Here is a 25,537-nt window from a genome sequence, read left to right on the forward strand (position 1 = left end):
CGCAGACGCGCTCTATGCTCACCAAGCTCACTGACTGGGCCGGGTTGAAACCGGCCCAGTCAGCGGGTCTAGGTTTCCGTGAGCACGGTTTTGAAGCCGGCCAATGTGCCATCCATCATTCGGCCCAGGGCGTAGGCGTGGATTTTCGGCTCGCTGCCCACGCGGTATACCTGCACGCCGTCCATGTCCTGCTTCATAAACATTTGCAGGGCCTTGAAGCGGTTTGCCAATTCCACGTCGCCCAGCACGCCATCGTCGGCGGTGTGGTTGCGCAGGAACTGGGTTAGCTCCAGCGTCTCTACCTTGGCATCGGTGGGCTCGTCCAGCAGCTTCAGCAGCGCGGCGTTGCTGAGGTCGCCACCCGGTGCGGCGTATGCCACGGCTTCCAGTGGCGCCTCCGATTCGCTCATAAAGTGCAGCCCTTTCACTGCGGCTTCCAGCGGCGGCGGCACGGCGGCGCTTGTCGCGCCGTCTGCTCCTGCTTTAGCTTCGCTCAGGCCACTGCCGCCCTCTACTTTGGCGGCAATGGCGGCGGCCAGCTCTTGCATTCGGGCTTCGGCCACTTTGATTTTGGGGTTGGCAAAATTCATGTCCGACACTTTGGTCATCGGAACGAGGTGAATGTGCGCGTGCGGTACTTCTAGCCCAATTATGGCCAGGCCCACGCGCTTGCACGGCACGGCCACCTTCACGGCTTTGGCCACGCGCTGCGAAAACGCGTGCAACGCCGCTAGCTCGTCGGTGGGCAGGTCAAAAATATAGTCGGTTTCCTTCTTGGGAATCACCAATACGTGCCCTTCCACCAGCGGCGTGATGTCGAGGAAAGCCAGGTGGCGGCCGTCTTCGGCTACTTTGTAGGCCGGCAGCTCGCCGGAAACGATGCGGGAGAAGATGGAAGGCATGGGTCGTGAGGTAAGCTTTAGCTTGCCGTGCTACGTGCCGGCTGGGCAAAGAAAGAGAAAAAAAGGCGCACCATGTGGCGCGCCTTTCTTCTGGGGTAAGTATATAACGGCAAGCTACAGCTTACCGCACAACACTACCGGCTGATTTCCAGGATTTCAAACTGCAGCTTACCGGCTGGCACGGTGATTTCGGCCATGTCGCCGGCCGACTTGCCCAGCAGGCCCTTGCCGATAGGCGACTTCACCGAAATTTTACCGGCAGCCAAGTCGGCCTCTTCTTCGGCCACCAGCGTATAGTCGAGCACCGTGTTATTTTTCAGGTTCTTCAGCTTCACCTTGCTCATGATGAGCACCTTGCTGAAGTCCATGTTGGTTTCATCGAGGACGCGGGCGTTGCCCACCACTTCTTCGAGCTTGGAGATTTTGAGTTCGAGCAGGCCCTGGGCGTCCTTGGCGGCGTCGTATTCGGCGTTCTCGCTCAGGTCGCCTTTGTCGCGGGCTTCGCGCAGGTCTTCAGCGGCCTTGGCCCGGCCCCGTACTTTGAGGTCCTGGAGGTCATCCTTCAGTTTTTGCAGGCCCTCGGGAGTGTAGTAATTGATGGTGCTGGCCATAAGATGTAGATGCTGACGGTTTGGCTAAAAAGCAAGGAGAACGGCTGGCACTGCCAACCGTTCTCCCTCTTTAGGTTCCTTGCAAAGATACGCAAAACCGGCTAGCTCCCCGCCAACTCCGGTTTCCCGGCGCGCAGGAAAGCCTCAATCTTTTGGGCCAGCACCTCGTTGATGCGGGCGTAGCTCTGGTGGGTCCAGCCGCCCACGTGGGGCGTGAGCACGACGTTGGGCGCCTGGGCCAGAAAGTCGAACCGCTGCTGCTGCTCCGGGGTGAGCGCACCCAGCCGTTCGTTGTCGAGCACGTCGAGCGCCGCGCCGCGCACCGTGCCGGCCTGCAGGCCACTTACCAATGCGGCGTGGTCCAGCACCTCCCCACGGGCGGTATTAAGCACCCACAGCGGCGCCCAAAACCCTTGGAGCAGGCCCGCATTCACGTAATGATGGTTGGCCACGGAGTACGGAATGTGCACGCTCAGCACCTCGGCCCGAGTCTGTAGCTCCGCCAGGCTCACCAGCGTGGCATGGTCGTCGGCCGCGCATTTCGGGTCCGTGTCGTGGGCCAGCACGGTGCAGCCGAAGCCGCTGAGCCGGCGCGCAAACGCCCGTCCCATGTGCCCGTAGCCCAGCAGCCCAATGGTTTTGCCCCCGATTTCTTCGCCCCGGTTGGCCTCGCGGTGCCACTGACCCCGGCGCACCTCGTGGTCGGCCCGCGCAATGTTGCGGAACAGCGCCAGCAGCATGCCCAGGGCGTGTTCGCCTACGGCGTCGCGGTTGCCCTCCGGCGCATTGAGCAGCGTGACACTGGCCGCCGCCATCGCCGCTTCGTCGATGTTATCAACCCCCGCACCGGCCCGGGCCACGTAGCGCAGGTGCGGGCCGTGGGCCAACAGGCCGGCCGTCACGCGCAACTTGCTGCGCACCATCAGGCCATCGTAAGGAAATGCGGCCAGGGCAGCGGGCACTTCGGCGGCGATTAGCGTGGGCTGGTAGTGGATTTCAACCCCAATGGCCCGAAGCATTTCCGGCAGCGAAGGGTGCATTTCGTCTATTACCAGGCACACGCTTCGGTGGGGTTCGGCGGCAGATGAGTGACTAAGCTTGTCAGGAATTTCCACTGGCTTCATAGCAACTGTTATCGGGCCTTACTCCGCAAGGTCGTTGAGGTCCAAATCGGGCAGGGCGGCGCTAGCGCCAGCATTGTGCTGCCCAATGCGCTGGGTCAGACCCACAAATTCGGCCACGCCCAACTGCTCGGCCCGCTTGTCAAAAATGGCATCCGTAGTGGCTTCGGGTGGCAGGCCGAAGGGCTTGAGCGCGTTGCGCAGCGTCTTGCGGCGCGTTTGAAACGCCTGCTTCACCACCCGAAAAAACAGTTTTTCGTCGCAGTCCAGCCGCTCCGTCTCGTTGCGGGTGAGGCGCACCACGGCCGACTCCACCTTGGGCGGCGGCACAAAAACGTGCGGCGGCACCGTGAAGAGGTAGTCAATCTTATAATAGGCCTGGAGCAGCACGCTCAGGATGCCGTAGGTTTTGGAGCCGGGCGGCTCAGCCAGGCGCTGGGCCACTTCCTTTTGAATCATGCCCACCACCTCGCGCACCTGCTGGCGGTTGTTGAGCACGGCGAAGAAAATCTGGCTGCTGATGTTGTAGGGAAAGTTGCCGATGATTGCCAGCGGCTGCTCCGGAAACATCGTGCTCAGGCTTTGCTTCAGGAAGTCGGTGGCGTAGATGCGGTCGGCCAGCGCCGGGTAATGCACCTTCAGGTAGGCCACCGACTCGGTGTCAATCTCCACCACGCTGGTTTGGTAGGCCGGGTTTTGCAGCAGGTACTGGGTGAGCACGCCCATGCCGGGGCCGATTTCGAGCACCTGCTGCACGCCGTCCGGCAATTGCAACGCGCCCACGATGTTGCGGGCAATGTTGGGGTCGGCCAGAAAATGCTGGCCGAGGTGTTTTTTGGGGCGAACGGTGTTCACGATAGGGAGGCGTTAGGAAATAACAGTACGTCAGGCTGAGCTTGCCGAAGCAGCGCTACCACGCAAGTAATTCATGCCACCACAACGAAGCGGCAGCGCTGCTTCGGCAAGCTCAGCCTGACGGTTTAAAATTCCGTCGAAAAAAGCTTGCTGCCTAAACAGTACCTTGCGGACTCAAATCTACGGCCTTCATTTTTGCTCATGTCCCTAGCCCTTGCCCACGTAGCCGCCGCGCCGGCCCAGTCTACCCAGGTTTTCATTTTGGCGAATGGCACCACTGCCCTGCCCACCGGCGCTGCCGGCGACCTCTCGGCCGAAGCCCAGACGTACGTATCCGCCGCGCTCGCCGATGACCAGAAGCTCGTTCACCTCAACCATTTCAGCCACCAGCACTACTTCGTGGTGCTGGCCAAAAAGCCCACGCCCGAGCAGGTAGCCGAGGCCCTGCGCCGCAGCGGCCACGCCCTGCACGGCCAATTGAAAAAGGAAAAGACGGCCGAAGTCTTCATTCACAACCTAAGCGAAACCCAGGACGCGGCCCTGCTCCTCGCCGAGGGCCTGGCCCTGACGGCCTACCAGTTTGAAGGCTACAAAACCGATGAGAAGTCGCGGAAGCCCGCCTCCCTCACTAAAATTTCTATCGTCGGGGACGCGGCCACGCCCGCGGCGCTCACTGAGCTCGACGGCCTGCTGCAAGGCGTATTCCTAGCCCGCAACTTGGTCAACGCCCCGCTCAACAAGCTCAACGCCCTGCAACTGGCCGAGAGCATTGCCGCGGCGGGCGACGAAGCCGGCTTCACCACCGACATCCTCGACCTGCCCAAAATAGAAGCCTTGCGCATGGGCGGCCTGCTGGCCGTAAACCTGGGCTCGCCCGAGCCGCCCACTTTCAGCATCCTGGAATGGAAGCCCGAAGGCGCCCAAAACGCCAAGCCTTACGTGCTGGTGGGCAAAGGCGTGGTGTTCGACACCGGCGGCCTCAGCCTCAAGCCCACGCCCAATAGCATGGACATGATGAAGTGCGACATGGCCGGCGGTGCCGCCGTGGCTGGCACGCTCTACGCCCTGGCCAAAAACAACGTGCCGCTGCACGTCATCGGTCTGGTGCCGGCCACCGACAACCGCCCCGGCGGCCTCGCCTACGCGCCCGGCGACGTCATCACCATGCACAGCGGCCTCACCGTGGAAGTGAAAAATACCGACGCCGAAGGTCGCCTGCTCCTCGCCGATGCCCTGAGCTTCGCCAAAAAATACAATCCTGAACTGGTCATCGACTTGGCCACCCTCACCGGCGCTGCCGTGCGGGCCCTCGGCACCGAAGCCACCGCCGTAATGGGCACGGCTGCCCCGGCCACGCTGGCGGAGCTTTCTGCTGCGGGCTACCGCGTGCACGAGCGCCTCGTGGAATTCCCGCTCTGGGACGAGTACGCCGACCACATCAAATCCGACATTGCCGACCTCAGCAACCTGGGCAAAGGCGAAGCCGGCCAGATTTCCGCCGCCAAGTTCCTGGAGCGCTTCGCCGAAGGCTACCCCTGGATTCACCTGGATATTGCCGGCCCCGCCTTCCTTACCGCTCCCGAGAACTACCGCGGCAAAGGCGGCACCGGCATGGGCGTGCGCCTGCTGTATGAGTTCCTGACCAAGCAACTGAGCTAAAGATGGTTGTCATGCTGGCGAAGGAAGCAACTTATCACGGCTGCTTTTGTCAGATTTACTAACCCCTGCGATGCGGACGTGATAAGGTCCTTCGCTGCGCTCAGGATGACAGAAAAAATGCCCCAAAACCTTCCCCGCCTCGGTTTTTCCGTGGGCGACCTCGCCGGTATCGGCCCCGAAGTCATTTACAAGACGCTGCTCGACGAGCGGCTCCTGAAAATCTGCACCCCGGTTATTTACGGCACGGCCACGGCGCTGTTTGATGATTTCCCCGTGACGCCCGATGCCGAGCCCCTCATGTTCCGCCAGCTGCGCGACGCGGCGGACATTGCGCCCGGCCGCCTCAATGCGGTGACGTGCTGGGACGAGGACTTTGTGCTGGCTCCCGGGCAGCCTTCGGCCGCCACGGGCCAGGCCGCGCGCGAAAGCCTGCTGGCCGCCAGCCGCGACCTCAAAGCCGGCAAGCTCGACGCCCTCGTCACCGCGCCTATTAGTAAGGACAATACCCAGGCCGATGATTTCCGCTTCCCCGGCCACACCGAATTCCTTACCAGCTACTTTGGAGCGCCCGAAAGCCTCATGTTTCTAGTGGACGAAAGCGGCCTGCGCATTGCCACCGTCACCGGCCACATGCCACTTAAAGACGTGCCCGCCCGCCTCACCGCCGAGCTGCTGCGCACAAAAATCACGCTGCTTCTGAAATCCTTGAAGCAGGATTTCGGCATTCTGAAGCCGCGCATCGCGGTACTGGGCCTCAACCCCCACGCGGGCGAGAACGGCCTGCTGGGCAAGGAGGAAGGAGACATCGTGTCGCCCGTAATCCAACAGTTTGCGCACGACGGCCACTTGGTAATGGGCCCTTTCCCGGCCGATGGCTACTTCGGCACCCAGCAATTCCGGCAGTTCGACGCCACCCTGGCGCTCTACCACGACCAAGGCCTGATTCCCTTCAAGCTGATGGCGTTTGAGCAGGGCGTTAACTTTACGGCCGGCCTGCCGGTGGTGCGCACTTCTCCCGACCACGGAACGGCCTACGGCCTGGCGGGGCAGTTTAAGGCCAACGAATCTTCCTTTCGGGCAGCGGTTTACCTGGCCTGCGAGGTGTGGAAGCAGCGGTGGGAAGATGCCCAGCCGCGCTCGGCACGGTAGGAGCCGCCGGGTAGTTGCGGGCACCAGTGCCGGGTGCGCAACGTATAGAGGTCCGCACTATTTGCCGGAGAATGGCTGACGCTCAGTGCGACAACCCGCCGTTTCTGGCTGAAGCCGCCGAGAAAGTTGGGCCATTCTTTTGGCAAAAAGCCGAATTTTCACTACTTTTGCCCCCTGCTATCCAGCCCACCGTGAAAAAAGAAAGCCAATACGACATCAACCTAGCCCAGCTGGCGCTGAAAACGCACCATTTTGAGTACGAGTTGGGTCCCGACTTTTTTGCCTTATTCGACCAGCCCCTGGTGGAGCAAGGCGACCTGCACGCCGATGTGGAGCTCATTAAAACTGAGCGAGTAATGACCCTAAACTTCCACATCAGCGGCACCGTGCGCCTGACCTGCGACCGCAGCCTGGACGAGTTCGACCAGCCAATGGACATTGAGGAGCAGCTACTAGTACGCTTCGGCGATGAAAGCAAGGAGCTGGACGACAACGTGCTGCAAATCACGCCCGAAACTCAGTCCCTGCCCCTGGCGCAGCACCTCTACGACTACATTGGTCTGGCGCTGCCCATGAAGAAGCTGCACCCGCGCTTCCAGAACGAAGCCGACGACAACCCCGATGCTCCCACCAAGCTCATCTTCAGCACCCGTCCTGCCGATGATGCGCCCGATGACGACGAGCCGGCCGACCCGCGTTGGGCCGCGCTGCGCAACCTCAACTAATCCGTCAGCGCCCCGAGTCGCTCCCCCACTCAACATTTATAACTCAACACTCATAACGTAACAATACCATGGCTCATCCTAAGCGCCGCACCTCTTCCGCCGTTCGCGACAAGCGTCGCACCCACTACAAGCTGACTCCTAAGGCTGTGACCTTGTGCCCCAACACGGGCGAGCTGCACCTGCGCCACAAGGCCTACGTAGTAGATGGCGACCTGTACCACAACGGCCAGCTGGCCATCAAAAACTACTCGAAGGTGAGCTCTGCGCCCGCCGCCGACGCTACCGGCGACGACGAATAGCGCGTCAGGTTGTTAATTCGCGGTACCTTACGGTCCGGCTTCGCGCTTTTGTAAGCCAGCGAGGCCGGACTTTTGGTTACCACCCTTCTCCTGACCTCCCCAAACACCTTTTACATGAAAATAGCCCTCGACGCAATGGGCGGCGACTTCGCCCCCCAAGCCGCCGTGGCGGGTGCCGTGATGGCCGCCGAACTCCTCGCCGGCCGGGCCACCATCGTCCTCATTGGCCAGGAAGATGCCGTGCGGCCCCTTCTCGAAGCCGCCGGCCCCGCAGGAGCCGCCCTCGAATTTGTGCCCGCCTCCCAGGTCATCGACATGGCTGAGCATCCCGCCAAAGCCTTCCAGCAAAAGCAGGATTCCAGCATCGCCATTGGTTATAAATTGCTTCTGGCGGGCGAAGTAGAGGCCTTTTGCTCGGCTGGCAATACCGGGGCTATGCTCGTAGGCGCTATGTTTACGGTGAAGGCCGTGCCCGGCGTCATCCGCCCCGCCATTGCCAACTTCGTTCCCAAGAAAAAAGATAAAATGGGCATCCTACTCGACGTGGGCGCCAACGCCGAATGCAAGCCCGAGATGCTGGAGCAGTTCGGTGAGTTGGGCTCGCTCTATGCCCAGTACGTGCTGGGTATTGACCGGCCAAAGGTGGGCCTGGTAAACCTGGGCGAAGAAGAAGCCAAGGGCACCCCCAACACCCAAGCCGCGCACCAGCTGCTGAAGGACAACCCGCGCATTCACTTTGTGGGCAATCTTGAAGGCCGGGACATGTTCAACGAAAAGGCCGACGTGGTGGTAGTTGACGGCTTTACGGGCAACATCCTGTTGAAAATGGCGGAGTCTATTTACGAGATACTGGACGAGAAAAACATCCACGACCCGTTTTTTGACAAGTTCAACTACGAGGCCGTGGGCGGCTCCCCTATTCTGGGCATCAACGACAACGCCATTATCGGCCACGGCCGGAGCACGCCGCTGGCCATTTGCAACATGCTGGTGCAGGGCTGCAGCATGGCCGAATCCGGGATTGTCGACCAAATAAAAGCTACTTTTAAGTCGTAACTCCTGACTTGAGCTGAGAAAAACGTCCGGCTTCGGCCGGATTTTTTTTCCTCATTCTCCTTTTCTCTCCTTTGGGCATAACGGGCGCGTTGGTTGCGCTTTTTTATTCTGCTTTGCCCATTTCTCGCTTGCCCCGCCTACTTTTGCCCATATGAAGATTACTGCTGCCATCACCGGCGTGGGTGCCTACGTGCCCGACTATGTGCTTACCAATGCCGAGCTTGAAAAACTGGTAGAAACCACAGATGAGTGGATTTTGTCCCGGACCGGCATCAAGGAGCGGCGCATTTTGAAGGGAGAAAACCAGGGCGCTTCCGTCATGGGCATCAAAGCGGTGCAACAGCTTTTGGACAAGACCGGAACCAACCCGGAGGACATCGAACTGGTTATTTGTGCCACTACCACGCCCGACGTGCTGTTTCCGGCCACGGCCAACATCATTTCCAACGGCGTGGGCATCACCAAGGCATTCAGCTACGATTTGAACGCGGCGTGCTCCAGCTTCCTGTTTTCGCTGGTAACGGCGGCCCAATTTATTGAGGCCGGTACCTACAAGAAGGTGATTGTGGTGGGCGCCGACAAGATGTCGTCCATTGTGGACTATACCGACCGCGCCAATTGCATCCTCTTCGGCGATGGCGCAGCGGCCGTGCTGCTGGAGCCCAACACCGAAGGCTACGGCATGCTCGACCACGTGCTGCGCACCGATGGCAGCGGCGAGGCCTACCTGCACCAGAAAGCCGGGGGCAGCCGCCGCCCGCCGTCGCACGCCACCGTGGACAACAAGGAGCACTACATTTTCCAGGAAGGCGCCACGGTGTTCAAGTTTGCCGTGAAGAGCATGGCCGACGTGGCCGCCCAGGTCATGGAACGCAACCACCTCAGCAACGACGACGTGGCGTGGCTGGTGCCGCACCAAGCCAATAAGCGCATTATCGACGCCACCGCCAACCGCATGGGCGTGGGCCCCGAGAAGGTGATGCTCAACATTGACCGCTACGGCAACACCACCAACGCCACCATTCCGCTGTGCCTGGCCGACTACGAAAGCCAGCTGCACCGCGGCGACAACTTGGTGCTGGCCGCTTTCGGAGGCGGCTTCACGTGGGGTTCTATTTACCTGAAATGGGCCTACGATTCTTAAATTATGAGTTCTAAATCATGAATTATGAATTGCTGTTCTGGCGGTTCATAATTCAGTTTTACAATTCATAATTTTTAATTCATAATTCATAATTCAACCAAATGGCAAGTACCGCCGACTTCCGCAACGGCCTCGTTCTGAACTACAACAACGAGCTGCACGTCATTACCGAGTTTCAGCACGTAAAGCCCGGCAAAGGCCCCGCGTTTGTGCGCACCAAGATGCGCAACATCAAAACCGGCCGCACCATCGACAACACGTTTAACGCTGGCGTGAAGGTGGAAACGGCCCGCGTGGAGCAGCGGCCGCACCAGTTCCTGTACAAGGATGACTACGGCTACAACTTCATGGACAACGCGACCTTCGAGCAGGTGGTAATTCCCGAAGCCATGCTGCCTTTTGCCGACCTGATGAAGGAAGGCCAGGAGGTAACCATCCTTATGCACGCCGAAACCGAGATGCCGCTGACGGCTGAGCTGCCCACCACCGTTGACCTGATGGTGACTTACACCGAGCCCGGCCTGCGTGGTGATACTGCCACCAACACGCTGAAGCCGGCCACGGTGGAAACCGGCGCCCGCATTCAGGTGCCGCTGTTCATTGATACGGATACCAAAATTCGCATCAAGACCAGCGACTACAGCTACGTTGAGCGCGTGAAGTAGCCTTCAATAAGCTGTTAGCCGATAGCTTTATCTATTAGCTGATGTTCCAAAAAAAGCTGACAGCTAGCAGCTAAAAGCTAGCAGCTAATCAAATGTCAAATTCGCCCAAAAAGGACGCTGCCATGAAAGCCAAAGAATTACAGGAGTTGCTCGATTTTATCGCCAAGTCGGGCCTCAACAAGGTCAATATTGAAACCGAAGAGTTTAAGATTTCGGTGCAGCGCGACCCCACTACCAAGCATGTGATGAGCGCGGCGGCGCCGGTTGCACACGCGCCTGCTCCGGCCGCCGCCGCGGCTCCCGCGCCAGTGGCTGCTCCCGCAGCCGCGGCCCCTGCTGCCGAAGCGAGTGCCAGCCACCGTCCCCTCAAAGCCCCGATGATTGGCACGTTCTACCGCAGCAGCGGTCCCGATTCGCCGGCCTTCGTGCAGGTGGGCGACATGGTGGAGAAAGGCCAGGTTATCTGCATCATCGAAGCAATGAAGCTGTTTAATGAGATTGAAGCCGAAGAAAGCGGCCGCATTGTGAAGGCAATGGTGGAAAACGCGACTCCCGTGGAGTACGACCAGCCGTTGTTTTTGATTGAATAGCTCGTTTGAATTATGAGTTATGAAGTATGAATGATGAGTTCTTTAGTGGCTCATTTTCATATTTCATAACTCATAATTTTTAACTCATAACTCAACATACCGTGTTCAAGAAAATACTCATCGCCAACCGGGGCGAAATTGCCCTGCGCATCATCCGCACCTGCAAGGAAATGGGCATCAAAACGGTGGCCGTGTACTCGACTGCCGACAAGGAAAGCCTGCACGTGAAATTTGCCGATGAAGCCGTCTGCATTGGCCCGCCCGCTTCGGCCCAGTCTTACCTGAGCATGCCGAACCTGATTTCGGCCGCTGAAATCACCAACGCCGACGCCATTCACCCCGGCTACGGCTTCCTGTCGGAAAACGCGGAATTCTCGCGCATCTGCGCCGAAAACGGCATCAAGTTTATCGGGGCCTCGCCCGAGATGATAAACCAGATGGGCGACAAGGCCACGGCCAAAGCCACGATGATTAAGGCCGGCGTGCCGTGCATCCCCGGTTCGGTAGGCCTGCTGGAATCGGTGGAGCAGGGCAAGAAAATTGCCAATAAAATCAAATACCCCGTTATTATTAAGGCTACGGCCGGCGGCGGCGGGCGCGGCATGCGCATCATCCACTCCGACGACGAGTTTCAGAAGGCCTGGGACGATGCCCGGACGGAGTCGAAGGCGGCCTTCGGCAACGACGGCATGTACCTGGAGAAGTTTGTGGTGGAGCCCCGGCACATTGAGGTGCAGATTGTGGGCGACCAGTTCGGCCACGTGTGCCACCTCTCGGAGCGCGACTGCAGCATTCAGCGGCGCCACCAGAAGCTGGTGGAAGAGGCACCCTCCCCTTTCATGACGGACGCGCTACGGGAGAAAATGGGCAAGGCGGCCATTGCGGGCGCTTCGGCCATTGGCTACGAAGGCGTGGGCACCATTGAGTTTCTGGTGGATGCCAACCGGGACTTCTACTTCATGGAGATGAACACCCGCATTCAGGTGGAGCATCCGGTGACGGAGGAAATCATCAACTACGACCTCATCAAGGAGCAAATCAAGGTGGCGGCGGGCATTCCGATTTCGGGCAAAAACTACTTTCCGAAGATGCATGCCATGGAGTGCCGCATCAACGCCGAGGACCCGCGCAACAACTTCCGCCCGGCGCCCGGCAAAATCACTACCCTGCACATTCCCGGCGGCCACGGCGTGCGCGTGGATACGCACGTGTACGCGGGCTATACCATCCCGCCAAACTACGACTCGATGATTGCCAAACTCATCACCGTGGCCCAGACCCGGGAGGAGTGCATTGTGAAAATGAAGCGCGCCCTGAGCGAGTTTGTGGTAGAAGGCGTGAAAACGACCATCCCCTTCCACCTCGCCCTAATGGATAACGCCCAGTTCAACGAGGGTAATTTTACGACGGCATTCCTGGAGCAGTCGTTTGACTTCTCGACGATTTAAGATTTAATTATTGATTTGACAGCTGCGCCTAGCCACTTATGGTTAGGCGCAGTTGTTTACACTTTTTCATCCTGGCAATGAGAAAATCAATTCGATTCACCCTTATCCTTAGCATCTCCATGCTGCTGGGCAGTTGCGCCGACAGCTGCGACGGCAGCATCGAAACCACGGTGCTTTACGCCAAGCCGGGGCCGAAAGCGGTGGGCCGCTCCATTTACGTAAACGTGGTTAACAAGCCCGATTTGGGCGTCAAGCAAAGCCTGATGTACGAAGGCAAGGAGTTTGGTACGTTTGAGCACGTTGTCATCATCAACGACCCTACCAACCGCTTTGCGTCGAACCGCACCATCTGCTTTTCGAAGTTTCGGCAGGAGGCCGCGACCACGGGCGGCGATTTGACGGAGGAAGGATTGCCGGTTATCACCGTGGAATAGCGCGGGGCGGCTTCACGCCCTTGAGGTACTATTCTGGCTATGATGGGAGCTTTAGGGGGCATTTTTTTAGCTATAAAAAGGCCTGCTACGTGCAACTTCCCAGCTAAAATTAGGCTCTGGGACTCACTACAATACCCACGCTACCCATCGGCTGCCTCATGAAGACTTTACTTTTATTTTGCTTGCTGTTGAGCGGCACACTGCCAGCGTTCAGCCAAGGCCGCGACACCGTTTTTGCCGTGCGCAAGCTGTTTCATCAAAAGCGCGGCAGCGGCGAAAGCATGCAGCAAAATGAAGATGCCAGCACCGACCAGGCGCTGTACGGCCAGCAACTGTATGGCCAGCAACCCGAGCGCCAGCGTACAGCTCAGGAAAGGCGTTCGGATGCGTTGGTCAATACTGCTTTTATGGTTGCGGGCATGTTGAAAGCCAGTGCGTTCAACGTCGAGAATGAGGCTGCCATTATTCGGCACTACCAGGCTGGTGGGTCCATTCCACCGGCCATTCGTCGCAAGCTGAAACGCAGGCACTTCCACCGCACCGCGAAGGACGTTCTGAACGCGAAATATTGATTGAAACGCCCCCGCCGCTTTGCGCCGGGGGCGTTCAGCTTTCTGGCTACCTTTGTGCCACCAAATTCCCATCCCACCTTAACTCCCAAAATACCCCTCCTATATGGCACGAGTGGAAATGACGATGCCCAAAATGGGCGAAAGCATCATGGAAGGCACCGTCCTGAAATGGCTCAAGCAAGTTGGCGACACCATTGAGCAGGACGAATCAGTGCTGGAAGTAGCCACTGACAAAGTTGATACCGAAGTTCCCGCCATCTACGCGGGCGTGCTGACGGAAATTCTGGTGCAGGAAGGCCAGGTAGTGGCTGTGGGCGCGCCCATTGCCATCATGGAAACCGATGCGGCTGCTGCTGGTGCCCCCGCGCCAAACGCCGCCCCCGCGGCCCCGCAGGCGGCTCCTGCCGCTTCCAGCAACGGCAGCGCCGTGCCCTACGTGCCGGCTGAAGCCGCTGCTACGGTAGGAGGTGCCGAGCACCAGCCCGGTCGCTTTCTATCCCCGCTAGTGCTCAGCATTGCCCGCGAAGAAGGCGTGAGCATGACGGACCTGGAGTACCTGCCCGGCACCGGCAAAGAAGGCCGCGTGACCAAGAAAGACATTCTGGACTACGTGGCTGGCGGCAAGCAGCCGTTCACGGACAGCGCCGCCCCTGCGGCAGCCGTGCCAGCAGTGGCAGCAGCACCTGCGGCAGCGCCCGCGCCAAAACCCCAGGCGGCGGCCCCACAAGCGGCCAGCGTGAAGCCTGTGCCCAGCGTGAGCGGCGGCCAGGAGCTGATTGAGATGGACCGCATGCGCAAGATGATTGCGCAGCGCATGGTAGATTCCAAGCGCATTTCCCCCCACGTCACCAGCTTTGTGGAAGCCGACGTGACCAACCTCGTGAACTGGCGCAATAAGCACAAGGACGCCTACAAAAAGCGCGAAGGCGAGAACCTCACCTTCACGCCCCTCTTCATCCAGGCCGTGGCCCGCGCCATTCAGGACTACCCGCTGATTAACGTGTCGATTGACGGGGACTACATCATCAAGAAGCGCGACATCAACATTGGCGTGGCCGTGGCCCTGCCCAGCGGCAACCTGATTGTGCCGGTCATACACAACGCCGACCAGCTCAACCTCAACGGGCTGAGCAAGAAGATGAACGACCTGGCCAACCGGGCCCGCGCCAACAAGCTCACCCCCGCCGACCTTGAAGGCGGGACCTACACGCTGAGCAACGTGGGCTCCTTTGGCAACGTGATGGGCACGCCCATCATCATGCAGCCGCAGGTGGCCATCATGGCCGTGGGCGCCATCAAGAAGAAGCCCGCCGTGATTGAGACGCCGCAGGGCGACCTGATTGGCGTGCGTCAGTTCATGTTCCTGAGCCACAGCTACGACCACCGCGTGGTAGACGGCTCGCTGGGCGGCATGTTTGTGCGCAAAGTGGCCGATTACCTTGAACAATTCGACCCGAATACGGCTATTTAATTTCGGATAAGCCATTTATCAGAACGTCATGCTGAGCTTGCCGAAGCATCTCTACCGCGCAACTAATCAGTTTTAGTATTGCGGTAGAGATGCTTCGGCAAGCTCAGCATGACGTTCTTTTCTCTTTTAATAAAACCATGAAAAACGTTTTTGTTATTGGTGCGCTGGTACTCGCCCTCGGGCTGATTGGTTATTTGTATCAGCAGCTTTCGGCCACCCAAAAGGCATTGCAAACGTCCGAGCAGCGTTTTTCGGATTGTGAAAAGGTCACCTTTCAATTGCAAAACCAATTGGCTCTGCTGCAGAAGAAAGCAGCTAGCGAGCCGCGAAATAAAGCCCTCGCTTACGACTGCAGCTAAAATCAAAAAGCCACTTCCTATGACGGGAAGTGGCTTTTTTGCATCTAAATATTTCCTAGAGCGCTGCTAAGGCTTTTTCCAGGGCCACGATTTTCACTTCGGCATCGGCTAGCTTCTGGCGCTCGCGCTCCAGCACGTCGGGCTTGGCATTTTGGGCGAATTTCTCGTTGCCCAGCTTGCGCTGCACCGATTCGCGAAAGCCCTGGGCGTATTCCAGCTCCTTTCCGAGGCGCGTGCGCTCGGCAGCTAGGTCGATGTGGCCTTCGAGGGGAATGAAGAACTCACTCCCGCCCAGCACGAAGCTTACTGAGGCGGCGGGGCCGGCATCGGCGAAGCTCACTTCCGAAATGCTGCCCAGCTTGCGGATAATGCCGTCGAACTCGGTGAGCAGCGCCGCGTCGTCGGTCTTGGCGACCAGCGCCAGCGGCTTGTTGGGGCCGATGTTTTTCTGGTTGCGCACGGCCCGAATGCCGGCCACGATGGATAGAGCTTTTTCCATATCGGCCAGGATGCGGGGGGGCGCGGCGGGGGCGCTGGCCTTGGGCCACAGGGCCACGCACACGTACTCGCGGGGGCCGCGCTCAGCCAGCTCGTGCCACAGCTCCTCGGTGATGAAGGGCATGAACGGGTGCAGCAGCTTGAGCAGGGTTTCGAGGTAGGCCGTGGTGTGGCGCAGGGTTTCGGCGTCGATGGGGTGCTGGTAGGTGGGCTTCACCATTTCCAGGTACAGGGCGCAGAAATCGTCCCAGACCAGCTTGTACACCGTCATCAGCGCGTCGCTCATCCTGAACTTCTCGAAGTGGTCTTCGAGCTCGATGATGGCGGCCTGCAGCCGGGCCTCAAACCAGAATACGGCCTTTTCATTCACGAAAGGCAGCGTGGCATCGACCTCCCACCCTTTCACGAGCCGGAAGGCGTTCCAGAGCTTATTGGAGAAATTACGGCCCTGTTCCACCAGCTTCATGTCGAAGAGCAGGTCGTTGCCGGCGGGGGCCGAAAACAGCATGCCGGTGCGCACGCCGTCGGCGCCGTACTGGGCGATAAGGTCCAGCGGGTCGGGCGAGTTGCCGAGCTGCTTGCTCATCTTGCGGCCCTGCGCGTCGCGCACGATGCCGGTGAGGTACACGTTTTTGAACGGCACCTCCTGACGGAATTCGATGCCGGCCATAATCATGCGGGCCACCCAGAAAAAGAGGATGTCCGGTCCCGTCACCAAGTCGTTGGTAGGGTAGAAATAGTTGATGTCGGCATTATCGGGGTCCTTGAAGCCGTCGAATACCGAAATGGGCCACAGCCACGACGAAAACCAGGTATCAAGCACGTCCTCATCCTGGCGCAGGTCGCTGGGCTGCAGGTCGGCGTTGCCGCTCTGGGTGCGGGCCTGGGCCAGGGCAGCTTCGGCGGTGAGGGCTACTACGAAGGTGCCATCGGGCAGGTAATAGGCCGGAATTTGCTGGCCCCACCAGAGCTGGCGCGAGATGCACCAGTCGCGCACGTTCTCCATCCAGGCCCGGTACATGTTCTTGAACTTGGGCGGGTGCAGGCGCACGGTGTCGTTTTCCACCACGTCCAGCGCGGGCTTGGCCAAGTGCTCCATCTTCATAAACCACTGCAGGCTGAGCTTGGGCTCAATCACGGCCTTGGTGCGTTCCGACGTCTGCACAATGCTGGGGTACTCCTCGATTTTTTCGAGCAGGCCGGCTTCCTGCAAATCTTTGGCGATTTGCTTGCGGGCCGCAAACCGTTCCTGGCCCACGTAGAGCACAGCCTTTTCGTTGAGCGTACCGTTGTCGGCCAGAATGTCGATAACGGGCAGGTTGTGCTTCACGCCCAGCTCGTAGTCGTTAAGGTCGTGCGCGGGCGTCACTTTCAGCGCACCCGTGCCGAAATCCATCGATACGTACTCATCAAAAATAACCGGGATTTCGCGGCCTAGCAGCGGAATACGCACGGTAGCGCCGGCCAAGTGAGCGTAGCGCGGGTCGTGGGGGTTCACGGCCACGGCCACGTCGGCCATGATGGTTTCGGGCCGGGAGGTAGCTACGGTGAGCCACAAGCTCTCAGATTCAGGCTGCAAGCTTTGTTGTTGAGTAGAGCTTGTAGCTTGAAGCTTGCTGCTTGCCGCTACCACCTCATACCGCAGGTAGTACATCTTCGCCTGCACGTCCTTGGCAATCACCTCTTCGTCGGAGATGGCGGTGCGGCCTTCGGGGTCCCAGTTCACCATGCGCACGCCGCGGTATATCAGGCTTTTGTTGTACAAATCCACGAACACGCGTAGGACGGCGTCGGTCAGGTCGGGCTCCATGGTGAAGCGGGTGCGGTCCCAGTCGCAGGAGGCGCCCAGCTTTTTGAGCTGCTCCAGGATGATGCCGCCGTACTTCTCCTTCCACTCAAAGGCATGAGACAGAAACTGCTCGCGGGTGAGGTCACTTTTGGCGATGCCCTGCTCTTTGAGCTGGGCCACTACCTTGGCTTCGGTGGCAATGCTGGCGTGGTCGGTGCCGGGCACCCAGCAGGCTTCCTTGCCCTGCATGCGGGCGCGGCGCACCAGCACGTCCTGGATGGTATTGTTCAGCATGTGCCCCATGTGCAACACGCCGGTCACGTTGGGCGGGGGAATGACGACAGTGTAGGGGACTTTCTTGGGATTGGGGGTGGCCTTGAAAAAGCCCTGCTCCTGCCAGCGCTGGTACCATTTGGCTTCAACGTCGGTGGGCGAATACGTAGTGGCGAGGGACATAAAATGATGCTAGAATCAGAAGCCCCAAAAATAGGCATTAGAAAAGTGGCCTCCGAAGTCTGCGCGAGAACTTACGCGGCTATGCGCCAGCCGACGAGCAGTGGCAGCGCCAAAAGGATGGACTTCAGAGTCACCAAAGCCATTGGCAGCCTTGCGATGCAGCCCAAGCCCAGAAAACCTGTTCGCCCGCGCTGATTGAGGGAAATCAGTTGTGAGCTTGCGCGAACGTGGCAAGCAAGAGTATTTAATCTGTGTTTAACATCACCTGAATATGTGGCATTTACCTTTGTTTTAGCTGAGCGACACGAATTGGTGCTTTGGGTTTAATCCAAAGATTGTAATTTGATACCCAAACTGCTTATTTCGCTGCAAACCTGGATGGCTTCGCTTTTTTCTTTTTTTAAATCTGCTGCGCCTGTTCCAAGTGTCGCCGATGCGCCGGCTCAGTTGGGCACCATGCGCATCGGGCTGGGCCAGCTGCTGGTGGAAGGCGGCGAGCCCGTGCGAAACCTGGCGCGCGCCGTGGAGCAAATAGAACAAGCCGCCGCCCAACGGTGCGACCTCGTGCTCCTGCCCGAAACCCTTGACTTTGCCTGGACGCACCCCAGCGCCCTGATGGAGGCCCAACCGATTCCGGGTGTTTTCAGCGACCAGCTCTGCCAGGCAGCGCGCCAGCACCGCCTGTACGTGTGCGCGGGCCTCACCGAGCGCGGGGCTGATGGCCACAACTACAACGCCGCCATTCTCATCGACCCGCAGGGCCACATCATCGTTAAGTACCACAAGATAAACCTGCTGACGGTGGAGCTCCCCTACTATGCCGTGGGCCAGACGCTGAATGTGGTGGATACGCCCCTGGGCAAAATCGGCGTAAATATCTGCGCCGACAACTACCTTGATGGTCTCTCCATTGGCCATACGCTGGCCAGGATGGGCGCGGAGTTTATCCTCGCGCCTTCGTCGTGGACGGTAGACTATTCCGTAACCGAAGAGCACGACCCCTACGAAGAAAAGTGGATTAAGCCGTTTTCCATTCTAGCCAAACTCTACAACGTGGTGGTGGTGGGCACCACTTCCGTCGGCTACATCGTGGGCGGCCCTTACGAAGGCAAAAAGAGCATCGGCTGCTCGCTGGCCGTCGACGCCAATGGCGTGCAGGCCCAGGGTGCTTTTAATGAGTTTGCGGGCCAGCTTATCGTTGCCGACTTGGCCCGCCCCCACCGCCCCGAGCGCGGCACGGCCATTGGCGAAATGCTCCAGGCGAAAGGCTATCTGTTCGATAAGCTGCCTTCACTTTAGTTATCAATACCTCGCTCCTCTATCTGCTGCCACGCGTTTCGCGTATAAGTCGTCCATTGCCCACTTCTATTGCTGGCATGCAGCAATCCATTGGGCCACAACAACTGACGCGCAACCGCCCATCCGTTTCCTGTTGCACAAAGCTGTTTAGCTGTTATTTTATTCAACTTTTCACTTGCAGACACAACTACTCACGGCGGAACAGCCTGTCCCAACGCCTCAGCCCCTGGGGTTTAGGCGTTGCACGCGGTGCATTATGGACACCACCGCTCCGGGCATCGTCTTCGATGCCGAGGGCAGCTGCAATTTCTGCGACCTGCACGACCGGCTCGAAGCATCCTTCCCGCTGGGGAATGCCGGCCGGCGCACCGTGCAGCGCCTGGCCGGTGACATGCGCAAGGCCGGCCGGGGCCGGCGCTACGACTGCGTGCTGGGCGTGAGCGGCGGCCGCGACAGCACCTATACCTTGTGGTACTGCGTAACCCAACTGAAACTGCGCCCGCTGGCCGTGCATTTCAACGACGGCTTTGGCAACCCCGTTGCCGGCGAAAACATGCTGCGTATGTGCCAGCGCCTGGGCGTGGAACTGCGCACCATCACCTCAGACTGGCGCGAGTCGAAGGACCTGAAAATTGCTTTCTTAAAGGCTTCGGTGCCCGATATGGAAGAAGGTACCGACCTCGGCATTGCCACCGCGCTCTACGGCGTAGCGGCCAAGGAAGGCGTGCAACACCTCGTTATCGGGCAGTCGTTCCGCACCGAGGGCATTGCACCACTCAGCTGGAACTTTCTGGACGGCAGATACTTGCGCGCTGTACACAAGCAGTTTGGCACCGTACCACTGCGCCCCTGGCAACCTAACGACCCCGGATTCAATCTGGGCATCAAGGAGATGGTGTACTACGCTTTCATTCGGCGCATCAAAACCGTTACCCTCTTGTATCACCTCGACTACGTGCGGAGCGAAGTGGACGAATTGCTGGTCCGCGAGCTGGACTGGAAAAATCCCGGCGCCCACTATTTCGATGACCTCTACCAAAGCCTGATTTACTACCTCAACCGCGTCAAGTTCGGCATCGACCGGCGCCTGTTCAACTACTCAGCCTTGGTGCGCTCAGGGCAAATGAGCCGGGAAGTGGCCCTGGACCGCGTTTTGCAAATCAATTCCATTGAAGACGAGGCGGTGATTGCGCTATGCATCAAGCGCCTCGGCCTGACCCGGGCGGAGTTTGAGGCCATTGTGGCCACGCCCCCCAAAACCTTTCACGACTACCCCAACAGCTACCGGCTGCTACGGCTGTGCCGGTGGCCCATCAAGGTGATGAGCCGCCTGAACCTGATTCCGGAATCAGCCTACGACAAATATTTCAATTGCGGCACTTGAGTTGCAACCTGCCGGTTGTTTGCTGCTAACTATGATAAAGCAACACCCACTTGGCACCAACAAGCAGGCCCTGCTTAGCCCGTTGAGCGACTGTATAGAAGCAAAGAAGCCCTGCTGCAATTGCAACAGGGCTTCTTTTTGGCCGTTGATTTTTTAGGCGGCGATGTGCAGCCAATCTTTCTTTTCGAGCAGCCGCTCGCGGGTTTCGCGGTAGTCGGGGTCGTCTACGCAGCAGTCGACGGGGCACACGGCGGCGCATTGGGGTTCTTCGTGGAAGCCCACGCACTCGGTGCACTTGTCAGACACGATGTAGTAGTACTCGTCCGACACTGGCGTTTGCGCGGTGGTACCGTTCACTGTGCTGCCGTCGGGAGCAACCACCTCTTTCAAGGTGGTGCCATCGGCCCAGCGCCACTGCGCACCGCCTTCGTAAATAGCGTTGTTGGGGCATTCCGGCTCGCAGGCACCACAGTTGATGCACTCGTCGGTTATCATGATGGCCATGGGGCGTCGGGGGTCAGGGAGTGAGGGGAAACCAAAGGAGAACTAGCCGGCTTTACGCAGAACGCCCGGCTAGCGCCGTTCTTTGGTGGTACAAAATTAGCCAACAGCGGCGGGGTTTGCATGGTTTTGCCCAATTTTGCCGGGCAAGTGCCTGCTTTTTCCGGACTACAGTCTTCCGGCCTGCTTTTCTTCTCTATGAATCATTCCGAACGTTTGGCTGCTTTTGTGGCCCTGGGCCACCGCCTCGCCAGCCTTTTGCCCGACGAAATCGCAACGCTGGCCGCCCGCGCCCGCAACCAAAATGCTTGGTTCGACGAATCCAGCGTGACGGCTGCTGTGGGGGGCCTGGCCCACCTGCTCGCCGAGGAGCCCCTGCGCCAGTGGGCCGCACGCTACCCCCCCCAGCCCACCACCGTGCACCAGATTGGCGTGGTGATGGCCGGCAACATTCCCATGGTGGGCTTTCACGACCTGCTGTGCGTACTGCTCAGCGGCCACGTGCTGCTGGCCAAGCTCAGCGCCGACGACACGGTGCTCATGACCTGGCTCATTGAAGAACTTACCCGCCTGGAACCCCGCTTCGCCGATTTCATCCAAGTTCTGCCGCGGCTGAATGCGGCCGATGCTTTTATTGCCACCGGCTCGGACAACACGGCCCGCTACTTCGAATTTTACTTTGGCAAAAAGCCGCACCTCATTCGGCGCAACCGCACCAGCGTGGCCGTGCTCACGGGCCAGGAAACCAACGAGCAACTGGCCCGCCTGGGGTCCGACATTTTCCAGTACTACGGCCTGGGGTGCCGCAACGTGAGCAAGCTCTTCGTGCCCACCGGCTACAGCTTTGTGCCCTTGCTGGATGCGCTGCAACCCCACGAAGGCGTGCTCCACCACCACAAATACAACAACAACTACGACTATAACAAGAGCATTTTGCTGGTAAACCGCGTGCCCCACTTCGACAGCGGCTTTCTGCTCTTGCGGGCCAGCCCGGCACTGGTGTCGCCCATCTCGGTGGTGCACTACGCCGAGTACACGAGCGAAATCGACCTGGTGGACCAGCTCACTGACATCGCGGCCCAGACGCAGTGCGTGGTATCGGCTGGGGCCCGGTTTGCCGGCAGCCTGCCGTTCGGCCAGGCACAATCGCCCGGGGTGCAGGAGTACGCCGACCGCGTGGATACTATGGAGTTCCTGGCGGAACTACCCTAGTATTTTGCGGAAAATCACGGCCTGCCGCGCTTAATTTTCGTTCATAGGACAGGCCCGGAATGTTCTCATTCCTGGTAGGCCCGCCTTTTCGCTTAACTCCTCCGCTATGTCTTTTTTGCCCTCCTCGCCGACCGTCGAAATTGTTGAAAAAGAAGATATTGCCGCAATGCTCTTCGGCCGCGACGATGTGCTGCCCGATGAAGCCGCGCAGCAGCGCCGCCGGGCCGACGCCGACCGGGCCGCCACGCTCGGCAACGCCTACCACGGCAAGCTGGACATTTATTTCCAGACCGCCGACGGCGGAACCAAACGCGTGGCGACCACCGTTTGGGCCGCCGATGCGGACCACCTCACCCTGAAATCAGGCGGCTCGCTCCCCATGCGGGCCGTGCTGGGCTTCGATTTTTATTAGGGAGTAGCTACCCCGCCCGTTTAAATTCGATTACCTGAATGAATATTATTTCAACGCTTTGGGGCATTGTGGCCCTCCTGCTGGCAATACTGGCTTTGTTTCCGTTTCTGGGCTGGGCCAACTGGTTTATCCTGGTTTTTGCCATAATTGGCCTCATCATCGGTGCTTTCGGCAAGCGTAAGACCGGGATGACGCTCAACGGCGTTGCCATCCTGATTGCCTGCTTCCGCCTGTTCATTGGCGGCGGCATCATTTAGCCTTTGCAACCACGGCGGCGGGGTGGCAACCTGTGACTACAGGCGCTGCAGGGCGCGCTCAATCATAGCATCGACCACGGCTCCGGCGTTTTCGGCAAATTCGCCCGTAGCCCGGTTCGCTACAATGGCGTTCAGGGAAAGCACTTCGTGGCCCAGCATGCGGCCCAGCGAGTAGTAGCCGGCCGTTTCCATCTCAAAGTTGCTGAGGCGGAACTGACCCTCGGCGCTCTCGTGGCGGAAGTTTTGCAGACGGGTGATGTAGTCGGGCTGGCGCAGGTCGAGGCGCAGCACGCGGCCCTGCGGGCCGTAGAAACCGGGGCACGTGAGGGTGTTGCCCATCAGCATGCCCGCGCCCACTTGCTCGCGCAGCAGGTCGGAGCCGCGCACCACGTAGGGGGCGTACGGCAGCCCGAGCGCCTGCTGTAGCTCGGTGGCAATTTCTGTCTCCAAGCCGGTTTCCATCAGGGGGTAAAACTGCATGAGGCTGTCGAGGCCCACGGCGTGCTCGGTGGCCAGCATGGCCCCAATGGGCACATCGGCCTGCAGGCTGCCGCTGGTACCCAGCCGGACAATGCGCAGGTTGATGCGTTCTTCCACGGGGCGCACCGTGCGCGACATAAAATCGATGTTGACCAGGGCATCTAATTCGTTCATCACGATGTCGATGTTGTCGGTGCCCATGCCGGTGCTCAGCACGGTGATGCGCTTGCCGCGGTAGTAGCCCACGTGCGTCACGAACTCGCGGTGCGTGGTTTCGAACTCCACCGAATCAAAATGCCGGCTCACCTGCGCCACGCGGGCGGGGTCGCCCACGGTGAGAATGGTGTCGGAAATATGGTCTGGCAGCAGATTGAGGTGGTAAATGGTGCCGTCGGGATTCAGGATGAGCTCGGAGGAAGGAATCATGATGCAGATAGTTTTGAGTTTTGAGGGATGAATGTTGAGTTAATCAGGATGATTTTCATTTACCATTCATCCCTCAACATTTGCCGCTACCATAAGAGGCCAGGCCCTGGGCGGGGTTGTAGTGGTTGCTTAGTTTGGGATAGGCGCCGGTACCGTCGTAGGTGCGCTTGTCGGGGTGGGCGGCGCAGGCCGCGGAGCAGGCGCCCTGCAGCTGCTCGCCGCAGGCTTGGCAGAGCGGCAGGTGAGCGTTGCAATGAGGATTGGCGCAGTTTACGAGGCGGTTGCTGGGCTCCTGGCAGTGCTGGCAGCGCGAAATCACCGTGGGATTGACGCGGTTCACGTCCACAGTCACGCGGTTGTCGAACACGTAGCACTGGCCATCAAAATCCTCGCCACCCGCCTCAATGCCGTACTTGATGATGCCTCCGTGGAGCTGGTACACGTTTTCGAAGCCCTGCTCGAGCAGGAAAGCGCTGGCTTTTTCGCACTTGACGCCACCGGTGCAGTAGGTCAGTATTTTCTTGTCCTTGAACTGCTTCAGCTGCTCCACCCGCTCCGGGAAGTCGCGGAAGTTCTCCATGTCCAGCGTCACCGCGTTTTTGAAACGGCCGAGGTTGTACTCGTAGTCCGAGCGCACGTCCACCACCACCACGTCGTCGCGGTCCTTCAAGGCTTTGAATTCATCGGGCGAGAGGTGCTGGCCGGTCTTTTCGTGGGGCCGCACGTGGCGCAGGCTGCTGTGCACAATTTCCGGCTTCACACGCACGTGCAGCTTCTGGAAGGTGTGCGTCGGCACCTCGTCAACCTTAAACTCCAACGCGGCAAACCGCGGGTCGGCTTTAACCGCTGCCATGTAGCGGGCGCAGCTTGCAGCCGTGCCCGACACAGTACCGTTCAAGCCCTCATCAGCCACAATGATGCGCCCGCGCAAGTCCAGCTCCAGGCAAAAGCGGTGGTGCTCATCCCGGAACTGCTCAGGGTTGTCGAGGGGCGTGTAGCAGTAGTAAAGAAGAACCTGATACATTGGGAATTTTGAGTTTTGAGAGTTGAGTTTTGAATGTTTCCAACGCCTGATTAAGGAGCATTATCTAACTAAAAACTCAACCCTCAACATTCAACATTTCTTACACTTTCACCGCTGGGTTGCCGAATACCGTCTGGCCGTTGGCCACGTCGGACACGACCACCGAGCCGGCGCCTACGCGGGCTTTGTCGCCAATCTTCACGCCCGAAACCACCACGCGCCGGCGCCTATGAAGGCTTGTTCGCCCACGGAGGCATCGGCCCCAATCAGGGCGCCGCTGCCGAGTTGGGCGAAGTCGCCCACGGTGGCGCGGGCCTCCACCACGGCGTTGGCACCCAACAGGCAGCCGTCGCCCAGGGTGGCGGTGGCCGCCACCACGGCGTTGGGGCCAATGTAGTTGCCGTGCCCCAGCGTGGCGTGCGGCGCCACGCTGGCGCGGTGATGAATGGCGTTTACGGGCACGGCCTCGTACTCGGTGCGCAGCATCTGGGTGAGGCTGCGGCGGCTGGCGGTGTCGTCGGTAGCCACGAAAACCTCGCATTTCTTACCCAGCAGCTTCAGTAGCTCGCCGTCGTCGGTGTTGCCCATCACGGGCACATCGAGCAGTTCGGTGCCTTGTAGGGCCTTGTCGTCGTCGAGCAGGCAATACACCACTACTTCGTTGGAGAGAAAGGCATCGAGGGCAGCGGTGCCAACGGTTTGGGCACCAAGAATGATAACGGGATTTTCCATGAGGAGC

General features: G+C 59.4%; 27 protein-coding genes. 18 read left to right on the forward strand and 9 right to left on the reverse strand.

All coding sequences use genetic code 11. The features are described from left to right. Positions 1 to 68: 68 nt before the first annotated feature. The 4 genes from BEN47_RS22600 to rsmA form a co-directional block, all read right to left on the reverse strand. Positions 69 to 902: a nuclease A inhibitor family protein gene (locus BEN47_RS22600; protein WP_070725617.1), complete on the reverse strand. Its 834-nt coding sequence runs from the start codon at positions 900 to 902 to the stop codon at positions 69 to 71. A 134-nt stretch (positions 903 to 1,036) separates the two neighbouring features. Then, a complete protein-coding gene (gene greA / locus BEN47_RS04710) occupies positions 1,037 to 1,513 on the reverse strand; it encodes a transcription elongation factor GreA (RefSeq protein ID WP_070725618.1) in 477 nt (158 codons plus the stop codon). A gap of 101 nt (positions 1,514 to 1,614) precedes the next feature. After that, positions 1,615 to 2,637, reverse strand: coding sequence for an NAD(P)-dependent oxidoreductase (locus tag BEN47_RS04715; protein ID WP_083322124.1), 1,023 nt, complete (start codon positions 2,635 to 2,637; stop codon positions 1,615 to 1,617). An 18-nt stretch (positions 2,638 to 2,655) separates the two neighbouring features. Beyond that, on the reverse strand, positions 2,656 to 3,489 hold the full coding sequence (gene rsmA / locus BEN47_RS04720) for a 16S rRNA (adenine(1518)-N(6)/adenine(1519)-N(6))-dimethyltransferase RsmA (protein WP_070725620.1): 834 nt from the start codon (positions 3,487 to 3,489) through the stop codon (positions 2,656 to 2,658). Between the two features lie 201 nt (positions 3,490 to 3,690). On the opposite strand from rsmA, the gene BEN47_RS04725 reads away from it, so the two are divergent. From BEN47_RS04725 to BEN47_RS04785, 13 genes are all read left to right on the forward strand, one after another. Continuing rightward, on the forward strand, positions 3,691 to 5,148 hold the full coding sequence (locus BEN47_RS04725) for a leucyl aminopeptidase family protein (RefSeq protein ID WP_070725623.1): 1,458 nt from the start codon (positions 3,691 to 3,693) through the stop codon (positions 5,146 to 5,148). A gap of 117 nt (positions 5,149 to 5,265) precedes the next feature. Next, positions 5,266 to 6,297, forward strand: a complete 1,032-nt coding sequence (gene pdxA, locus BEN47_RS04730; RefSeq protein ID WP_239691497.1) for a 4-hydroxythreonine-4-phosphate dehydrogenase PdxA — start codon at positions 5,266 to 5,268, stop codon at positions 6,295 to 6,297. A 167-nt stretch (positions 6,298 to 6,464) separates the two neighbouring features. Continuing rightward, positions 6,465 to 7,022 carry a YceD family protein gene (locus BEN47_RS04735; protein ID WP_239691498.1) on the forward strand — a complete coding sequence of 186 codons (558 nt, stop codon included), beginning with the start codon at positions 6,465 to 6,467 and terminating at the stop codon, positions 7,020 to 7,022. A 68-nt stretch (positions 7,023 to 7,090) separates the two neighbouring features. Beyond that, positions 7,091 to 7,321 carry a 50S ribosomal protein L32 gene (gene rpmF / locus BEN47_RS04740; protein WP_070725628.1) on the forward strand — a complete coding sequence of 77 codons (231 nt, stop codon included), beginning with the start codon at positions 7,091 to 7,093 and terminating at the stop codon, positions 7,319 to 7,321. Positions 7,322 to 7,435: 114 nt separating this feature from the next. Beyond that, positions 7,436 to 8,377, forward strand: coding sequence for a phosphate acyltransferase PlsX (gene plsX, locus BEN47_RS04745; RefSeq protein ID WP_070725629.1), 942 nt, complete (start codon positions 7,436 to 7,438; stop codon positions 8,375 to 8,377). A gap of 151 nt (positions 8,378 to 8,528) precedes the next feature. Next, positions 8,529 to 9,521: a beta-ketoacyl-ACP synthase III gene (locus BEN47_RS04750; protein WP_070725632.1), complete on the forward strand. Its 993-nt coding sequence runs from the start codon at positions 8,529 to 8,531 to the stop codon at positions 9,519 to 9,521. 101 nt (positions 9,522 to 9,622) lie between these two features. Next, positions 9,623 to 10,186: an elongation factor P gene (efp, locus tag BEN47_RS04755; RefSeq protein ID WP_070725634.1), complete on the forward strand. Its 564-nt coding sequence runs from the start codon at positions 9,623 to 9,625 to the stop codon at positions 10,184 to 10,186. A 122-nt stretch (positions 10,187 to 10,308) separates the two neighbouring features. After that, complete coding sequence (gene accB / locus BEN47_RS04760) at positions 10,309 to 10,776, forward strand: acetyl-CoA carboxylase biotin carboxyl carrier protein (protein ID WP_070725873.1); 468 nt, start codon at positions 10,309 to 10,311, stop codon at positions 10,774 to 10,776. A 101-nt stretch (positions 10,777 to 10,877) separates the two neighbouring features. After that, positions 10,878 to 12,224: an acetyl-CoA carboxylase biotin carboxylase subunit gene (accC, locus tag BEN47_RS04765; RefSeq protein ID WP_070725635.1), complete on the forward strand. Its 1,347-nt coding sequence runs from the start codon at positions 10,878 to 10,880 to the stop codon at positions 12,222 to 12,224. Between the two features lie 77 nt (positions 12,225 to 12,301). Beyond that, positions 12,302 to 12,658 (forward strand): hypothetical protein, encoded by a 357-nt coding sequence (locus BEN47_RS04770; RefSeq protein WP_125921500.1) that lies wholly within the window; start codon positions 12,302 to 12,304, stop codon positions 12,656 to 12,658. A gap of 158 nt (positions 12,659 to 12,816) precedes the next feature. Further along, positions 12,817 to 13,230, forward strand: coding sequence for a hypothetical protein (locus BEN47_RS04775; RefSeq protein ID WP_125921501.1), 414 nt, complete (start codon positions 12,817 to 12,819; stop codon positions 13,228 to 13,230). 103 nt (positions 13,231 to 13,333) lie between these two features. Further along, positions 13,334 to 14,701 carry a dihydrolipoamide acetyltransferase family protein gene (locus tag BEN47_RS04780; protein WP_070725641.1) on the forward strand — a complete coding sequence of 456 codons (1,368 nt, stop codon included), beginning with the start codon at positions 13,334 to 13,336 and terminating at the stop codon, positions 14,699 to 14,701. Positions 14,702 to 14,838: 137 nt separating this feature from the next. Then, positions 14,839 to 15,060, forward strand: coding sequence for a hypothetical protein (locus BEN47_RS04785; RefSeq protein WP_070725644.1), 222 nt, complete (start codon positions 14,839 to 14,841; stop codon positions 15,058 to 15,060). Positions 15,061 to 15,115: 55 nt separating this feature from the next. Here the strand turns inward: BEN47_RS04785 and BEN47_RS04790 are convergent, their stop codons facing one another. Continuing rightward, positions 15,116 to 17,803: a valine--tRNA ligase gene (locus tag BEN47_RS04790; RefSeq protein WP_070725645.1), complete on the reverse strand. Its 2,688-nt coding sequence runs from the start codon at positions 17,801 to 17,803 to the stop codon at positions 15,116 to 15,118. Between the two features lie 378 nt (positions 17,804 to 18,181). Here BEN47_RS04790 and BEN47_RS04795 point away from each other — a divergent pair, with 378 nt between their 5' ends. Together BEN47_RS04795 and BEN47_RS04800 are read left to right on the forward strand one after the other, a co-directional pair. Continuing rightward, positions 18,182 to 19,102: a carbon-nitrogen hydrolase family protein gene (locus BEN47_RS04795; RefSeq protein WP_204378279.1), complete on the forward strand. Its 921-nt coding sequence runs from the start codon at positions 18,182 to 18,184 to the stop codon at positions 19,100 to 19,102. A gap of 175 nt (positions 19,103 to 19,277) precedes the next feature. Further along, positions 19,278 to 20,486 (forward strand): N-acetyl sugar amidotransferase, encoded by a 1,209-nt coding sequence (locus tag BEN47_RS04800; RefSeq protein WP_262490378.1) that lies wholly within the window; start codon positions 19,278 to 19,280, stop codon positions 20,484 to 20,486. A 153-nt stretch (positions 20,487 to 20,639) separates the two neighbouring features. Here BEN47_RS04800 and BEN47_RS04805 read toward each other — a convergent pair whose 3' ends face one another. Further along, the gene (locus tag BEN47_RS04805; RefSeq protein WP_070725649.1) at positions 20,640 to 20,990 is read right to left on the reverse strand and encodes a 4Fe-4S dicluster domain-containing protein; all 351 of its coding nucleotides are present in this window, start codon (positions 20,988 to 20,990) and stop codon (positions 20,640 to 20,642) included. A gap of 195 nt (positions 20,991 to 21,185) precedes the next feature. On the opposite strand from BEN47_RS04805, the gene BEN47_RS04810 reads away from it, so the two are divergent. The 3 genes from BEN47_RS04810 (at position 21,186) to BEN47_RS04820 (ending at position 22,868) form a co-directional block, all read left to right on the forward strand. Further along, on the forward strand, positions 21,186 to 22,199 hold the full coding sequence (locus tag BEN47_RS04810) for an acyl-CoA reductase (protein ID WP_070725650.1): 1,014 nt from the start codon (positions 21,186 to 21,188) through the stop codon (positions 22,197 to 22,199). 106 nt (positions 22,200 to 22,305) lie between these two features. Continuing rightward, positions 22,306 to 22,611 (forward strand): hypothetical protein, encoded by a 306-nt coding sequence (locus tag BEN47_RS04815; protein WP_070725651.1) that lies wholly within the window; start codon positions 22,306 to 22,308, stop codon positions 22,609 to 22,611. Positions 22,612 to 22,649: 38 nt separating this feature from the next. Next, positions 22,650 to 22,868, forward strand: a complete 219-nt coding sequence (locus BEN47_RS04820) for a hypothetical protein (protein WP_070725652.1) — start codon at positions 22,650 to 22,652, stop codon at positions 22,866 to 22,868. A 36-nt stretch (positions 22,869 to 22,904) separates the two neighbouring features. On the opposite strand, the gene BEN47_RS04825 is transcribed toward BEN47_RS04820, so the two are convergent. From BEN47_RS04825 to BEN47_RS04835, 3 genes are all read right to left on the reverse strand, one after another. After that, complete coding sequence (locus BEN47_RS04825; protein WP_070725653.1) at positions 22,905 to 23,774, reverse strand: nucleoside phosphorylase; 870 nt, start codon at positions 23,772 to 23,774, stop codon at positions 22,905 to 22,907. Positions 23,775 to 23,847: 73 nt separating this feature from the next. After that, entirely contained in the window at positions 23,848 to 24,798 is a 951-nt protein-coding gene (gene trhO / locus BEN47_RS04830; protein ID WP_070725655.1) for an oxygen-dependent tRNA uridine(34) hydroxylase TrhO, read from the reverse strand. A gap of 198 nt (positions 24,799 to 24,996) precedes the next feature. Next, positions 24,997 to 25,530 carry an LbetaH domain-containing protein gene (locus BEN47_RS04835; RefSeq protein ID WP_317039457.1) on the reverse strand — a complete coding sequence of 178 codons (534 nt, stop codon included), beginning with the start codon at positions 25,528 to 25,530 and terminating at the stop codon, positions 24,997 to 24,999. Between the last annotated feature and the right edge of the window lie 7 nt (positions 25,531 to 25,537).

The organism is Hymenobacter lapidarius (genome assembly GCF_001816145.1).
GTDB classification, from domain to species: Bacteria; Bacteroidota; Bacteroidia; order Cytophagales; family Hymenobacteraceae; genus Hymenobacter; species Hymenobacter lapidarius.